This is a genomic window from Brevibacterium sp. 'Marine' (assembly GCF_012844365.1).
In the GTDB taxonomy this organism is placed as follows: Bacteria; Actinomycetota; Actinomycetes; order Actinomycetales; family Brevibacteriaceae; genus Brevibacterium.
The window spans coordinates 3,093,464-3,108,170 of the sequence record NZ_CP051626.1; the positions used below are offsets into that span (position 1 = coordinate 3,093,464).

Genomic DNA, 14,707 nt, shown 5'->3' on the forward strand with positions numbered 1-14,707 from the left:
TCACTCGGCAGGCATTAGCTGGGAATCGTGAGAGTAGCGATCATTGCAGAATCCTTCCTCCCCAATATGAATGGGGTCACCCACTCACTCCTGCGGGTCCTCGACCATCTGGCCGACCGCGGTGACGAGGTCCTCGTCATCGCTCCGGGCACGCGCAGGGACGGCCCGAAGGAGGTCGCAGGCGCCCGCATCGTCCGGGTTCCCTCGATCGCCTTGCCGAAGTATCGGCGCATCCGTGTGGCTCCCGGCGGCGTCACCCGCATCCGCCGGCTGCTGCAGCGTTTCGCCCCGGACGTCGTCCACCTGGCCAGCCCGTTCGTCCTCGGTTGGCGCGGGGTGCTGGCCGCCCAGGCGCTCAATCTGCCGACCGTGGCGATCTACCAGACCGAGGTTCCCGCCTATGCCGCCCGGTACGGCATGCACGGCATCGAAGCCATGCTGTGGAACCACGTCCGCAATATCCACCAGCATTCCTCCCTGACGCTGGCCCCGTCGTCGTACACGATCGATCAGCTGGAAGGGCTCGGTGTCGCCGAGGTGGCCCTGTGGGCCCGTGGGGTCGATTCCTCCCGCTTCGACCCGGTTCACCGGTCCGAGGCGTGGCGTCGAAGCGTTGCCCCGGATGGGGAGAAGATCATCGGCTTCGTCGGCAGGTTGGCCGCGGAGAAGCAGGTCGACGACCTTGCCGCGCTCACCGACCTGCCCGGGGCGAAGGTCGTCATCGTCGGTGACGGTCCCTGGCGGACGCGCCTGCAGCGGCTGCTGCCGGAGGCTCATTTCACCGGGTTCCTCGGCGGAGATGCACTGGCCCAGGCGGTGGCGAGCTTCGACCTCATGGTCGCACCGGGCGAACTCGAGACCTTCTGCCAGACCATCCAGGAGGCCATGGCTTCCGAGGTGCCGGTCATCGCTCCCGCCCGGGGCGGCCCGCTCGACCTCGTCGACTCATCGCGGACCGGGTGGCTCTACACCCCGAAGGACCTGCGGGCCATGCGAGCGCATGCGGCGGACCTCCTCGGCGACGAGGCGAAACGGCGGGCCTTCGGAGTCGCTGGTCGTGAGCAGGTGCAGGCGAGGAGTTGGAAGAGCGTGTGCTCGCAGCTCGTCGGCCACTATTCGCGGGCGATCGAGAATCCCTCCCCGCAGGTGCTCGGCCGCGGGTTCAGCTCGATGGTCAACTCTCGCTTTGAGGACACCCTGCCCTTCTGACAGTGCCCACACTGCCTGACCGCCGACGGCTCTTTCACCGACCGCTCACCTTACCGTCGCTGTATCAAGTTATACAGTGAGCGGTCGGCGCGCAGGTGAGCGGTCGACGAAAACGCGGGCCGCTGAGGTGAGCGGTCGGCGCGCAGGTAAGCGGTCGGTGCAGAGAAGCCGATGCACTCAGCTGAGGCCGGCGGTCCAGTCGGCGACGGTGAGCACGCTGGCCTGTTTGGGGAACACCTTCTCGGTGAGCACCTGGTGGACCTCGGGGTCGCGGTCGGCGCAGGCGTCGGAGAGCACCGTGAGTTCGAAGTCGAGATCGGCAGCCTGGCGCACCGTCGAGAGCACGACACCGCTCGTGGCGACACCGGCCAGCACGAGCGACGTCGCCCCGCAGCCGCGCAGCAGCACTTCGAGGTCGCTGCCGGTGAAGGCGCTGATGCGGCGCTTCGTCACGATCGGTTCCCCCTGATGGCGGTCAAGGGTGTCGTGGATGCTCGTCGAGGCGTGCGCCTCGTCGAGGTCACCATGGGCGGCGATCTGCGCGAACGATGCGGTTGCCGCCAACTCCGGGTGTCCCTCGCGCAGGGCCACTCGCACCCATACGACGGGGATGTTGTGCCTGCGGGCCGCGGCGACGGCGTCCCGTGCGCGTTCGAGCACACCGGTCGCGGCGAATGCGTCGTCGCCTGCGATGCCGTTCTGGAAGTCCATGGCCAACAGGACAGTGTTCGCGGTGCCGGTCATCATGTCTCCTTCGGTTCGGGTGGGGGGGGTCGTTCCCTCTGTCGCCGAGGCTACTCCTCATACCGGATGATCCGCTGAGACCGATCTTCAGATGGGCTGGGTCTCCGGGTTCACCGGCCGATTCCCCGCCGAGCCTGTTCCCTCAGTGCACGGATCTGGCGCAGGAGATCACGGCTGACAGACTGGCCTGGTGCGAACGGCTCACCACCTGAAGCCTCATTGCAATACTTCCGGGAAAGAAGCACCCGCGGGTTCAAGATGCATACGCACTGATCACAATCACCACGTAAGAACTTTGAAGCCGCTCATACACACTTCCCCTCGCCGAGCGGTCGGTGGAGACGATCAGTCGACGATGCCGCGGGCATCGAGCGCCCGACCGGTGTCCTGGGCGTATTTCACCGACCGCAGGATCGCCGGCACCACTCGGGCCTTGATGCTCGAGTCCAGTCCCCTGGCCCGAGCAGCACGCTCGGCCTCCCCGAGCAGACCGGAGATATGGGAGATCGCCCTGACCATGAGACTCGCGGTCAGTGCGACCGCTTCGGTGTTCGCACCGAAGAACCGCAGGGGCGAGACCAGCACCGTGAACGTGTCGAGCAGCTGAGCTACCGACGTCGTCAGGGTGAGGATCAGGGCCGCCTGCACACAGGCGAACACGGTCCCGCCGACGGCCAGACCCGACTCCATGGACCCGAAGAGGTACTGCAGCCCCATGACGATGGCCACGAGCACCGCCACATAGATCCATGTGCGCAGGAAGTGCGTCACCCGCAGCCGGGCGGTGAAGCCGAGGACGACGAGGACCGCGAACATCGACCAGTTGATGACCGCGTCACGGAAGATGAGCGCGACGATGCCGACGACGGCGATCACCGCCAACTTCACCCCCGTCGGCACCGAATGCAGCCATCCCCGAGGATGCGCCACCTTCCCGAAGAGCTGCGGCCTGGCCTTGATGCCGGCGTGCTTCCGCCACGTCGTTCCGGTGTCACCGGCACCAACGCCGGTATCGCCGACCCCGACAGGACGTTTCCCACTCATGGCGTATCGCTCATGATGAGGTTCCGGTAGGCGGCGACCGCCTCGGCGGGGGTGGCATCGCAAGCGATCCGACCGTCGTCGACGACGATTGCCCGCTGGGCGATCTGCGCGAACTCGAGGTCATGGGTGGTGAGGATGATGCGCACCCCGCGCCTGGACACGAGGTTCTGCAGATGCACGCGCAGGCGCTCCTTGTTGCGCAGGTCGAGCAGGGTCGTCGGCTCGTCGAGGACGAGGATCTGCGGATCGACCGCGAGTACCGCGGCCAAGGCGACGAGCTGTCGCTGACCGCCGGAGAGTTCGTAGACGCTGCGTTCGGCCAGGTCGGCGATGCCGAGTTCGTCGAGCACCGCCAGGGCCGCGGCCCGCCGCTCACGCTTGGGCACGGACTTGCGCAGGGACAGTTCGATGTCCTCGATCGGGGTGGGCATGACCAGCTGCGCGGCCGGATCGGTGAAGACGAAACCGACGCGAGAGCGCACCTTCGCCGGCTGCCAGCGCGGGTCGAAACCGTCGACGAGGACCTCACCGGCATTTGCGGTGACCAGCCCGTTGAACAGCTGCAGCAGGGTCGACTTCCCCGAACCGTTGGCGCCGATGACGGCGACGACATCCTCGGTGAGGGTGAGGGTGATGTGTGTGAGGATCGGGCGCACGACATCGCCGTCGGGTCCGTCGTCGATGACTCCGACGCCGACGTCGCTCAACCGGATCTCACGTGTCACTTCGCGCCCCGCTCCTGACCGGTCGCCACCGATTCGACGCTGATGCCGCGACGACGCAGCACATCGGGGAACGCACGGTGGATGAGCACCGCCACCGAGGCGGCCAGGATGTTCTTCACAATGTCACCGGGCCAGTAGGCGAGGTCTGCGACCGCGGCGACGCCGAGTGGCAGGTCGCCGTTGATCGACATGCCGAGGATGCCCAGCGGGTGGTTGAGCAGGAGGCTGCCGCCGAAGCCGCCGAGGAACAGCACCACACCGAGCTTCATTCCGCTGAAGCGACGCACGGCCCAGCGGGCGATGAGTCCGGCGAGGAGGGCGTAGAGGGCGAAGGAGAGGATATAGCCGGCGCTCGGGCCGGCGAGGACGCCGATTCCGCCGCGCATCCCCGAGAAGATCGGGAGTCCGATGAGCCCGAGGACGACGTAGAGCAGCGTGGCGGCGAAGCCGCGCCAGGGTCCGAGCACCATGCCGCACAGTGCGATCGCGAAGGTCTGCAGGGTGATCGGCACACCGAGGGGACCGACCGGGACCGGCGGCATCATGGCGAAGGCGGCGAGCATCGCCGCGAAGACCGCGACGAGGGCGATATCGCTGCCGGCCGAGCGAGGACGGGTGATGCCCGCCGAGGTGGTGCTGTGGGTCGGTGTCATGAGTACTCCATTGGTCGTGATCCTCCCCGACCGCGGTCGGGGACGCTCGAGGCGGCCCCGAGCACCCTCCCACTGTAACTGAACGGTGTTCAGGAGCGGTATTCGGGGTCGCGGTCGGGGCCGCCTGGGCGAGGGAGTGCGCACGTTCACGTGCGCAGGGACCTCTCAACGGTCGCGGAGGATCACTCCCATTCGATGGTGCCCGGAGGCTTCGAGGTGACGTCGAGGACGACGCGGTTGATGTCGTCGACCTCGTTGGTGATGCGGTTGGAGATCACGGAGAGCACATCGTAGGGGATGCGCGTCCAGTCCGCGGTCATCGCGTCCTCGCTCGAGACCGGGCGCAGCACGACGGGGTGGCCGTAGGTGCGGCCGTCGCCCTGGACGCCGACGGAGCGGACATCGGCCAGGAGCACGACCGGGCACTGCCAGATCTCTCCGTCGAGGCCGGCCTTCGTCAGCTCTGCGCGGGCGATCGCATCGGCCTTGCGCAGTGTGTTCAGGCGTTCCTCGGTGACCTCACCGATGATGCGGATGCCCAGGCCGGGGCCGGGGAACGGCTGGCGGGAGACAATGACCTCAGGGACGCCGAGTTCGCGGCCGATGGCGCGGACCTCGTCCTTGAACAGGGCGCGCAGGGGTTCGATGAGTTGGAACTGGATGTCATCGGGCAGGCCGCCGACGTTGTGGTGGCTCTTGATGTTCGCGGTGCCCGATCCCCCGCCGGATTCGACGACGTCGGGGTAGAGGGTGCCCTGGACGAGGAAGGCGATCTCTTCGCCCTCGCCCTCCTGGGCCTCGAGCACGAGGTCGGCGGCAGCAGTCTCGAAGGTGCGGATGAACTCGCGGCCGATGATCTTGCGCTTCTCCTCCGGGTCGGTGACCCCGGCGAGCTGGGAGAGGAACTGCTCACGGGCGTCGACGGTGACCAGGCGGACGCCGATCGAGTCGACGTAGTCCTTCTCGACCTGGACGCGTTCGTCCTGACGCAGCAGACCGTGGTCGACGAAGACACAGGTGAGCTGGTCCCCGATGGCCTTGTGGACCAGGGCCGCGGCCACGGAGGAGTCGACTCCGCCGGACAGGCCGCAGATGACCTTCTTGTTGCCGACACGGGCGCGGATGAGTTCGACCTGCTCGTCGATGACGGATTCGTTCGTCCAGTCGGCTTCGAGGCCGGCGACGTTGAACAGGAAGTTCTCGAGGATCTTCTGCCCGTTCTCCGAATGGAGGACCTCGGGGTGCCACTGCACGCCGGCGAACCTCTTCGCCGCGCATTCGAAGGCCGCGACGGGAGTGTCAGGAGTGGAGGCGAGGACGTCGAAGCCGGCAGGCGCCTCGGCGACGGAGTCCCCATGGGACATCCAGACCTTGTAGTTGCCAGGGGTCTCGGCCAGCAGTGCTCCGGTCTGGGACACGGAGACCGGGGTCGATCCGTATTCGCGTTTATCGGTCTTGGCCACGCGACCGCCGAGCGCGGTCGACATCAGCTGGAAGCCGTAGCAGATGCCCATCGTGGGCACTCCGAGGTCGAACACGGACGTGTCGAAGCTCGGGGCGCCGGCGTCATTGACGCTCGAGGGGCCACCGGAGAGCACGATGGCCACGGGGCTCTTCGCGGCGAACTCGGACGCCGGGGCGTCGTGGGCGATGATCTCCGAGTACAGACCGGCTTCGCGGATGCGGCGCGCGATGAGCTGGGCGTACTGGGCGCCGAAATCGACGACGAGGACAGGGGGCACCTGCGTGCTCTGGGATTGCGTCATGGTCCAATTCTAAGCGTCGGCGACCGGACGCCCGAATTCGGGTTGCGCTCCCCTCGCAGTGCGGATGCGCACGAGCCGACGGGCCGCCTCGGGGAGGGTGGATGCTGTCCTAGGACCTGGGGGCGACGACGACGGCGGCTTCGAGCTCCGCGTCGACCTGGCGGTGGATGCGGCGCTCCAAGATGAACGACATCACTGGCACGACGCCGGCCAGGGCGAGGATGAGATAGCGGCCGAGGCTCCAGCGCATCTGCTGATTGAGCCAGAAGCAGCCGATGAGGTAGACGACATAGCACCAGCCGTGGCAGATCGCGATGGCCGCGGCGAGGTTGAAGCCGCCGAAGTTCAGGGCTGTCTCCGAGTCGGCGGCGATGAGGTACTTGTAGATCATCTCGACCGTGAGGATGAGCAGCATCGTGCCGGTGATGAGGGCCATCACGCGGTAGAACTTCAGCGCATTGCGGGCCGAGGTGAAGCGTTTGACGCTCCACACCTCGTTCTCGTCGAAATCGGGGCGGGAGTCCAAGGACTCGTGTTCTTCGCTCACGCTCAGTTTCCTCCGGTCGTGGAAGTGTCGGTGTCGGTCGGGCCGGGCTTGTCTCCGGCCTTCTTCCCGGTTTTCTTCCCCGTTTTCTGTCCACCGTGACGATGGGCCGGCAGTCCGGTCAGTCCGGACATCACCTCGGGGTCGATGGTCGCGTCGCCTGCGGGTTTGACGACAACATACTCGACGCGCTTCTCCGATTCCTGGGAATCCTCGCCGAGGCGGCGCCGGAAGTAGTCGTCGCGCAGCAGCTGGAACCACATGTAGAGGGCCATGGCTGCGAAGATGATCCATTCGAGGGCGTAGACCGCCGACTGCAGATCGAATCCGCCTTCGTCGCGCGTCGTCGTGGTCGGAACCTGCTCGAGGCCGTCGGTGCCCACCGATGCGGCCGCTCCGTCCGCGGTTTCGGGAATGAGGAATCCGGAGTAGGTGAGCAGGTCGGGGAACAGGTTGATGATCTGCGAGGTCGAGACCGTGTGCACCTGCCCCTCGGGCAGGTCATTGCCCTCGACGGGGCCTTCGATCGGACCGATCCGAGCGGTCAGCTCGACCTGGCCGTCCCGGGCCGCCGACGTCATCGCCGTGTCCTCGTCGGTGGTGAAACCGCGGACGACGGGGATCGCGATCGTCTTCTTCTCAGCGTTCGCGGCCTTGATGCCTTCACCGAGGTGGGCCCCGTCGGGGGCGAACATCGTGACGACCCAATACCCGGTTTCGCCGTCCTGGACGCGGCCGGGGACGACGATCTGGGCGTCGGGGATCCAGTGTCCGGACAGGCTGACCCGCTGGTCGGCGAGGATGCCGGGCATCGGAGCCTGGGCATCCATGACGTCGTTGAAGTCCTTGAGCTCATCGACTCCGGAGGATTCTGCGACGTCGTTCTTGTGCTGGGCTCGGTCGACCTGCCATGCGGAGAGACCGACGAAGCAGGTGACGAGCACCAGGACGAGGAGCAGGGACCCCAGCCATTTGGGAGTCAGTGCCAGGCGGAACAGTCAGACCACCGAACCGGTCTGGTAGGGCGAGACGGTGACGTCGACGCGCTGGAATTCCTTGAGGTCGAGGTAGCCGGTGGTCGCCAGTGCCCGCCGCAGGGCACCGGCGAGGTTGAGTTCGCCGATCGCGGTGCGGCCGGGGCCGAAGAGGACCTGTTCGAGGCTGCCGACGGTGCCCAGTTCCACGCGGTGGCCGCGCGGCAGGTCCGGGTGGTGGGCTTCGGCGCCCCAGTGCATGCCGCGGCCGGGGGCTTCGGTCGACCGGGCCAGGGCGGTGCCGAGCATGACGGCGTCGGCGCCGACTCCGAAGGCCTTGACGATCTCGCCGCTGGTGCCGAGTCCGCCGTCGGCGATGACATGGACGTAGCGGCCGCCGGATTCGTCCATATAGTCGCGCCGGGCGGCGTGGACGTCGGCGACGGCCGTGGCCATCGGGGCGTGGATGCCCAAGGTCTTGCGAGTCGTGGCCGCCGCTCCCCCGCCGAAGCCGACGAGGACGCCGGCGGCACCGGTGCGCATGAGGTGCAGGGCCGCGGTGTAGGTGGCGGCTCCGCCGACGATGACGGGCACATCGAGTTCGTAGATGAACTGCTTGAGGTTGAGCGGTTCGGTGTGGGTCGAGACGTGCTCGGCCGAGACCGTGGTGCCGCGGATGACGAAGATGTCGACACCGGCGTCGACGACGGTCTTGTAGAACTCCTGGGTCCGCTGCGGGGTCAGGGCGCCGGCGACGGTGACTCCGGCCTCGCGGATCTGCTCGAGGCGGGCGGTGATGAGTTCGGCCTGGATGGGTGCGGAGTAGAGCTCCTGCATCCGGGAGGTCGCCATCTCGGCCGGCAGCTGGGCGATTTCGGCCAGCTGCGGGGTCGGGTCCTCGTACCGGGTCCACAGTCCTTCGAGGTCGAGGACGCCGAGGCCGCCGAATCGGCCGAGGGCGATGACGGTCTCCGGGGACATGGCCGAGTCCATGGGGGCGCCGATGAAGGGCAGCTCGAACTGGTAGGCGTCGATCTGCCAGCTCAGGGACACGTCTTCGGGGTCACGGGTGCGGCGAGCGGGGACGATGGCGATGTCGTCGAGCGAATAGGCGCGACGGCCGCGCTTGCCTCTGCCGATTTCGATTTCAGAACTCACCCCAACAGCCTATCCCACCGCTCTCCGCACACGGTCTCAGCCCACTATGAGGAACAGCGCATCTCCCCTCCCAGGACTACCTGACGGGGGCCCAGCAACCTCGCGCGAGGTTGCTGGGCCCCCGTCGGATAGCAATTAAGGGGTGAGGTGGGGTGCGACGGCTTGCTCCGCTGCCGTGGCGAAGGCACGGACGTGGGGTAAGTGCGCGTCTTTGTCGCGGATGTGCATGACGACCCGGCGCATCGGGACGGGGTCGGTGAGGTCGACGGCGGTCAGGCCGGGCGGCAGCTGCAGAGTCGAGAGCCGCGGGAGGACCGTGACGCCCATATGCGACGCCACCAATGCCAGAGCCGCGAAGTCGTCCTCGCAGGCGGCGAAGCTCTTGCGTTCGAATCCGGCCGCGGCGCATGCATGGTCGACGACCTTGCTCGAGGGCCCGGCCCACATGTCGTAGTCGACCCAGTGCTCGTCCTCGAGATCGATGAACGGCACGGACCGGCGGCCTGCGAACCGGTGGCCCTCGGGAACCACGACCCGATAGTCATCATCGAAGAGCGGAATGCGCGTCATCTCCGGCAGGTGGATCTCCCCATCCTGAGGGACCTCGGCGCGGATTTCGATGAGGCAGTGCCCGCGCCGATTCTTCGCCGGTTCGTTGAGCTGGATATCGAATCGCAGGTTCGGATGATCCTGGGCCACGGTGTCGATGATGCCCGGCAGCAGACGCGCGTTGAACGAGGTGAACGCCGCGATCCGCAGCCGGGGTCTGCTGACATTGCGGAAGCCCTCGACCAGATCGTCGAGGCGGCCCACCGCTGTGAAGACCTCCGCGGAGTCATCGGCCAGACGTCGGCCGAGCTCGGTGATCTCGATGCCGCGACCCGACCGCCGGTAGAGCGGTGCCCCGACGGCCTTCTGCAGGGTGGTGATGTGCTGGCTGACGGTCGCCGGGGTGTAGTTGAGGTTCTTCGCCGCGGCGACCACGGAGCCGGTGGCCGCGACGGCCCGCCAGACCCGCAGACGATTGAGATCCCACATGCCCTCAAGAGTAGTCGCAGACCCCCCGGAATATCATTAGGCATGACCTGATGATCGTTCACGATCAGTTGCTTTTCCCGATTGATCGATTCCGGCAGAATAGTGCTCGGCTCCGCCGACTTCGGAGACCACCTGATGCTTCCTCCCCGCCGACCGTCCTCGCCCCCGAAGGAGTGCCGTGACCGGACCCGAGATCCTCACCATCACCGGAGCCGCGGCGGCGCTTGCTGTCACGCCCGGCCCCGAGACGATCCTGACGATCCGCCTGTCCTCACTGCGCCGCAAGGCCGGGCTCGTCTATGCGCTCGGCACGGCCACGGGAACCGTGATCTGGATGATCCTCGCGCTCACCGGCGTCTCCGCCCTGCTGACCGTCTACCCTGCCGCCGTCCAAGTGCTCAAGATCGCCGGCGGCCTCTATCTCTGTCTCCTCGGCGTCCTCGCCGGCAGGCAGGCCCTTCGCCTGCGCCGTGAGCTGAAGGCCGCCGAGGCGGCTGGCGGACCCACCGCGGACGTCTCCCCCGCATCGTCGACCGGGCCCGCATCGTCCGGACCTGTATCGACCGGACCTGGACCGTCCGCCGGTTCCGAGACTCCCGACCTCCCCGACGGCCCCGTCACGGAGTTCGCCCAGGTCATGGAGACGGCCTCATGGGGCCACCTGCGCTCGTTCGTGTCCTATCGCCGCGGCATCATCTCCTCGCTGTCCAACCCGAAGGTCGGCCTGTTCTTCCTCGCGATCCTGCCGACCCTCGTGCCCGCATCCCCGACCGGCATCGACTACACCGTGCTCGTCGCACTGATCCTCGGCGTGCTCCTGTCCTATCAGCTCGTCCTTGCATGCCTGGCCAGCCTCGCCGCATCGGCGATGGCCCACCGCAGCGCCGACTTCGTCATCGAAGCCGCCTCCACGCTCATCCTGCTCATCATCGGCATCGCGGTCATCGCGATCCCCATCTGAGGCGCGGACTCCCCGAGCATGCGAAAGGGGCGGGGCCCCGAGGTCGATCCTCGGCTGCCCCGCCCCCTTCGGTTGGGCGCGCAGACGCTCACTCAGCTCTCATTCGCCGAGGAGGCTCCCCCACTTCCGCTGCCACCGCCGTTTCCGGTGGTCGGCGTTGCGGTCCCCGGAGTGGAGCTGTCCACGGCGTCGGGATTCTGCTTCTCGGCCGCCTCGGCGAGGTCGACCTTGTCGAGCATCTTCGCGGCCGCGTCACGTCCGCCGAGGCCGAAGGCCAGGGCGGCTGCCGCGGCACCGCCGATGACGACGGCTCCGAAGGCGAGGTTGATGATCGAATCCGCCAGGCCCATGTAACGCAGGCCCATCGCGATGAACAGGGCGATCGCCGAGTAGCGCAGCACCTTGGACGCGAGGTTGTTCGTAATGAACTTGCCGATGATCGCGGCGATGAGGAATCCCGCGGCGATGATCGCAGCGCCGAAGAGCACGCTGCCGCCGAGGTCGAGGATCTCGTTGAGGATGTTCGTGATCTCGGGGAATCCGAGCATCCGGGCGGCCATGATCGCGAAGAAGATCATGATGGCCACCTGCACGAGACGGGTGATCACATTGGAAGCGCTGGTGCCTTCGGGCACGATCCCGATCTCGTTGATGGCTCTGTCGGTGCCGATGCCCTGGAGGATCTGCTCGAGCAGATTGCCGAGGAACTTGGCGATGACGAAGCCGATGGCCAGCAGGATGCCGGCGGCGATGATGAGCGGGATCGCGTTGAGGAAGATCTGGAGCATCTGCTGGGCAGGCTCCGAGATCGCCCTGATGCCGAGGACCTGCAGCGCCGAGATCGCGACGACGATGATGATGATCCCGAAGACCAGGTTGCCGATGAGGTTCGAGATCTTCGCGTTCGCCTCAGCGTTCGGGTTCGGCGCGTGACCGGGGTGGCCGGCCTGCGGCGGCATACCCTGCTGGCCCTGCGGTGGAACGCCCTGCTGACCCTGCGGCGGCATACCTGGCTGACCGCCCTGCTGGCCCTGTGCGGCGTACTGCTGGGTGGTGCCGGGTTGCGGTTGAGCATGTCCGGTGCCTTCGGCGACTCCGGTGGCTTTGTCACCGAGTGAGCGGAACTTCGAGGTCAGCTTCGTCAGGTCCACAGCATTGAGCGCGGTCTGGACGAGCTGTTTGGCGATCTTCGCGAAGACATAGCCGATGAAGAAGATGAATCCTGCGCCGATGATGTTCGGCAGGAACCCGAAGATTCCATCGAGCAGACCCTGCAGCGGAGAAAGCACCTGATCGAGGTTGAACAGCTGGAGAACGGCGATGAGTCCGAGCAGCCAGATGACGAGTCCGGCGATCTGCCCGACCGACTTGCCGATCTGCTGACCATTGCTTCCGTCCCGCTGCAGAGCGGGGACCTTGGTGACAAGTTTGCCGATCGCCCATTTGACGATGGCGGCGAGAATCCAGGTGACGATGAGAATGACGATTGCCAGCCCGACTTTCGCCAGGACCGACCAGATATCCATACCTTGCATGTCGCTTATCTCCTTCGAACTCAGCGAATCGACAAGTTCTGTTTCCTCTTGCTGATTTTGAGTCTATTCTCAGAGAACACTGAGAACAAGGGTCCAGCGACGGATAGCTGACAATTGAAACCACAGATGTCGACGCATCTCGGTCGGTTACATAGGCATATGTCGATCGCTCAACAGAATCGTCATAAACCGATCACAATCGCATCTCGTATCAGAATTCCAGCGGCAGATTGTCGATGAGATGAGTTCCGCCGACCGTCGCGGAGACGAGCAGGAGTGCGGGCCCTGTGAAGTCCGGTGGGCATGGCTGCAGGGTTGCGGACTCGACGAGGCTGCAGTAGATGATCTCGAGATCGCCGCGCTCGGCCGCCGGTTCAAGTTCGGCGAGTGCGGCTGCCTCGACAGCGGCGGGCAGGCCCGCACCCGTGCCACCGCCGCCGCTGCCGCTGCTGCCGCCACCGGCGCTGGGCCCCGTCGTTCCACGGCCCCGTTCGGCCGCCTCGGCGGCGGCATCGAGGGCCCGCGGAATCGCCAGGGCCCGGGCCCGATCGTCGGCGGCCAGGTAGGAGTTACGGCTCGACATGGCCAGCCCGTCGGCGTCCCGGACGACGGGCAGTCCGATGAGCTCGATATCGAAGTTGAGGTCGGCGATCATGCGTTTGACCAGAACGAACTGCTGAATGTCCTTGAGCCCGAAGACCGTGACGTCGGGGGCGATGAGGGTGAAGAGCTTCGCCACGACGGTGAGTACGCCGTCGAAGTGCCCGGGCCTGGCCGCGCCTTCGAACACCGCCCCCATGCGCCCGGCGACGACCCGCACTTCGGGTGCGGACGGGTACATCTCCGCGAGCGCCGGAGCGAAGACGAAGTCGACTCCGGCCTCCTCGCACCTCTTCAGGTCCTCTTCGATCGGTCGCGGGTACTGGACGAAGTCCTCGTCGGCGCCGAACTGGAGCGGATTGACGAAGATCGAGGCCACGACGAGATCCGATTCGGATCGGGCACGAGTCATGAGCGCCTGATGACCGGAGTGCAGGGCACCCATCGTGGGGACGAGTCCGACGCGGCCGGACTGTTCTGCCCGCCACCGACGCAGCGCCTGAATGCCGCCGACCTCCATCAGTCGAAGCTCCTCTCGGGCTCGGGGAACACCCCGGACTTCACTTCCTCGACATAGGAACCGACAGCCTCGGTGAGCACGGAATGCAGGTCGGCGTAGCGCTTGACGAAGCGCGGGGCCTTCCCCGTGCGCAGGCCTGCCATGTCCTGCCACACGAGGACCTGGGCATCACAGTCCGCGCCGGCGCCGATGCCCACGGTCGGGATCGGCAGTTCGGCGGTGACCTGGCCGGCCAGCCCGGAAGGCACCATCTCCATGACTACGGAGAATGCGCCGGCCTCGGCGACGGCGCGGGCGTCGTCGAGCAGCGCCGTGCCGGCCTCGCCGCGGCCCTGGACCTTGTATCCGCCGAGGTTGTGCTCGGCCTGCGGAGTGAAGCCGATGTGCGCCATGACGGGGATGCCCGCCGTCGTGATCGCCTTGATTCGGGAGGCCATCCGTGCCCCGCCTTCGAGTTTGACTGCGTGGACTCCGGCTTCCTTCATGAAGCGCACGGCCGTGGCCACGGCCTGTTCATCGGAGATCTCGTAGCTGCCGAAGGGCAGGTCGGCGACGATGAGCGCTCGGCTCGTCGCCGAGGCGACGGCCCGGGCGAGCGGGATGAGTTCGTCGACCGTGACCGGCAGGGTCGTCGCATGGCCGTAGACATTGTTCGCCGCGGAGTCGCCGATGAGCAGGGCCTCGACCCCGGCCTGTTCGAACAGGGCCGCCGTGTACTGGTCGTAGCTGGTCAGCATCGCCCACCGCCGGCCTTCGGCCTTGGCTTTGATGAGGTCGAGGGTCCGGATTCGCCGAGGCGGCGCCGCCGGTGCGGACACCGGACCGCCGTACGGCGCCGGCTGTTCTGCCGAGGCGGCCCCCGTCGGGGCACTGCCGCCGGCAGTCCCGCTGTCGGTTGCCGCGTTGCCGCCTGTCGCGTTGCCGGGGGTCACGCCGCCGGACCCGTCTGTGTCGGGCGTGGAGGTGAACTGGTTCGAGTGTGCCGCTTCGGGCATGGGAATCCTTCGGATATGCGATGTCGTCGGTGCCGGCGCGGGCGGGGCGAGGCCGACGCTTCGGTCAGAAGCCTCGGTGACTCTCACGGGGGCGCCCACCGCAGTGCGCATCGACTCGGATTGCGAGCCAGACCACAGCCTATTGCATCCCCGAGCGCAGAGCCATCGACCGCCACAGCGCAGAGCCATCGACCGCCGAGTTGTACATTGCCCGCCCCCAGGATTAAGCTCAAATCTGCGC

At 66.8% G+C, this 14,707-nt stretch carries 14 protein-coding genes; 2 read left to right on the forward strand and 12 right to left on the reverse strand.

The window, feature by feature from the left end; all coding sequences use genetic code 11:
- Positions 1–27: 27 nt before the first annotated feature.
- On the forward strand, positions 28–1,209 hold the full coding sequence (locus HF684_RS13885; RefSeq protein WP_169252936.1) for a glycosyltransferase family 1 protein: 1,182 nt from the start codon (positions 28–30) through the stop codon (positions 1,207–1,209).
- Between the two features lie 177 nt (positions 1,210–1,386).
- On the opposite strand, the gene HF684_RS13890 is transcribed toward HF684_RS13885, so the two are convergent.
- The 9 genes from HF684_RS13890 to HF684_RS13930 all read right to left on the reverse strand — a co-directional run bounded on the left by HF684_RS13890 (position 1,387) and on the right by HF684_RS13930 (position 9,855).
- Entirely contained in the window at positions 1,387–1,953 is a 567-nt protein-coding gene (locus HF684_RS13890; RefSeq protein ID WP_169252937.1) for an isochorismatase family cysteine hydrolase, read from the reverse strand.
- A 345-nt stretch (positions 1,954–2,298) separates the two neighbouring features.
- Positions 2,299–2,997 (reverse strand): energy-coupling factor transporter transmembrane protein EcfT, encoded by a 699-nt coding sequence (locus HF684_RS13895; protein ID WP_248278952.1) that lies wholly within the window; start codon positions 2,995–2,997, stop codon positions 2,299–2,301.
- Complete coding sequence (locus tag HF684_RS13900) at positions 2,994–3,722, reverse strand: ABC transporter ATP-binding protein (protein ID WP_211168000.1); 729 nt, start codon at positions 3,720–3,722, stop codon at positions 2,994–2,996. Before HF684_RS13900 ends, HF684_RS13895 begins: the two co-directional genes overlap by 4 nt.
- Entirely contained in the window at positions 3,719–4,375 is a 657-nt protein-coding gene (locus HF684_RS13905; RefSeq protein WP_169252938.1) for a biotin transporter BioY, read from the reverse strand. Before HF684_RS13905 ends, HF684_RS13900 begins: the two co-directional genes overlap by 4 nt.
- 182 nt (positions 4,376–4,557) lie before the next feature.
- Entirely contained in the window at positions 4,558–6,141 is a 1,584-nt protein-coding gene (guaA, locus tag HF684_RS13910; RefSeq protein WP_169252939.1) for a glutamine-hydrolyzing GMP synthase, read from the reverse strand.
- Positions 6,142–6,250: 109 nt separating this feature from the next.
- Positions 6,251–6,688 carry a DUF3817 domain-containing protein gene (locus HF684_RS13915; protein WP_169252940.1) on the reverse strand — a complete coding sequence of 146 codons (438 nt, stop codon included), beginning with the start codon at positions 6,686–6,688 and terminating at the stop codon, positions 6,251–6,253.
- A gap of 2 nt (positions 6,689–6,690) precedes the next feature.
- On the reverse strand, positions 6,691–7,629 hold the full coding sequence (locus HF684_RS13920) for an SURF1 family protein (RefSeq protein ID WP_248278953.1): 939 nt from the start codon (positions 7,627–7,629) through the stop codon (positions 6,691–6,693).
- Positions 7,630–7,683: 54 nt separating this feature from the next.
- On the reverse strand, positions 7,684–8,817 hold the full coding sequence (locus HF684_RS13925) for a GuaB3 family IMP dehydrogenase-related protein (protein WP_169252941.1): 1,134 nt from the start codon (positions 8,815–8,817) through the stop codon (positions 7,684–7,686).
- Positions 8,818–8,952: 135 nt separating this feature from the next.
- Positions 8,953–9,855: a LysR family transcriptional regulator gene (locus tag HF684_RS13930; RefSeq protein ID WP_169252942.1), complete on the reverse strand. Its 903-nt coding sequence runs from the start codon at positions 9,853–9,855 to the stop codon at positions 8,953–8,955.
- A 178-nt stretch (positions 9,856–10,033) separates the two neighbouring features.
- Here HF684_RS13930 and HF684_RS13935 point away from each other — a divergent pair, with 178 nt between their 5' ends.
- Complete coding sequence (locus tag HF684_RS13935; RefSeq protein WP_169252943.1) at positions 10,034–10,816, forward strand: LysE family translocator; 783 nt, start codon at positions 10,034–10,036, stop codon at positions 10,814–10,816.
- A gap of 92 nt (positions 10,817–10,908) precedes the next feature.
- Here HF684_RS13935 and HF684_RS13940 read toward each other — a convergent pair whose 3' ends face one another.
- The 3 genes from HF684_RS13940 to panB form a co-directional block, all read right to left on the reverse strand.
- Entirely contained in the window at positions 10,909–12,351 is a 1,443-nt protein-coding gene (locus tag HF684_RS13940; protein ID WP_169252944.1) for a mechanosensitive ion channel, read from the reverse strand.
- 211 nt (positions 12,352–12,562) lie between these two features.
- Positions 12,563–13,471 (reverse strand): pantoate--beta-alanine ligase, encoded by a 909-nt coding sequence (gene panC / locus HF684_RS13945; RefSeq protein WP_169252945.1) that lies wholly within the window; start codon positions 13,469–13,471, stop codon positions 12,563–12,565.
- Positions 13,471–14,466 (reverse strand): 3-methyl-2-oxobutanoate hydroxymethyltransferase, encoded by a 996-nt coding sequence (gene panB / locus HF684_RS13950; protein ID WP_211168001.1) that lies wholly within the window; start codon positions 14,464–14,466, stop codon positions 13,471–13,473. Before panB ends, panC begins: the two co-directional genes overlap by 1 nt.
- Positions 14,467–14,707: the final 241 nt, after the last annotated feature.

Coding starts and splice junctions, on each gene's coding strand:
- HF684_RS13930 (WP_169252942.1), bottom strand. CDS start 9,855: ATGTGGGATCTCAATCGTCTGCGGGTCTGGCGGGCCGTCGCGGCCACC.
- HF684_RS13905 (WP_169252938.1), bottom strand. CDS start 4,375: ATGACACCGACCCACAGCACCACCTCGGCGGGCATCACCCGTCCTCGC.
- HF684_RS13895 (WP_248278952.1), bottom strand. CDS start 2,997: ATGAGTGGGAAACGTCCTGTCGGGGTCGGCGATACCGGCGTTGGTGCC.
- panB (WP_211168001.1), bottom strand. CDS start 14,466: ATGCCCGAAGCGGCACACTCGAACCAGTTCACCTCCACGCCCGACACA.
- HF684_RS13890 (WP_169252937.1), bottom strand. CDS start 1,953: ATGACCGGCACCGCGAACACTGTCCTGTTGGCCATGGACTTCCAGAAC.
- panC (WP_169252945.1), bottom strand. CDS start 13,471: ATGGAGGTCGGCGGCATTCAGGCGCTGCGTCGGTGGCGGGCAGAACAG.
- HF684_RS13940 (WP_169252944.1), bottom strand. CDS start 12,351: ATGCAAGGTATGGATATCTGGTCGGTCCTGGCGAAAGTCGGGCTGGCA.
- guaA (WP_169252939.1), bottom strand. CDS start 6,141: ATGACGCAATCCCAGAGCACGCAGGTGCCCCCTGTCCTCGTCGTCGAT.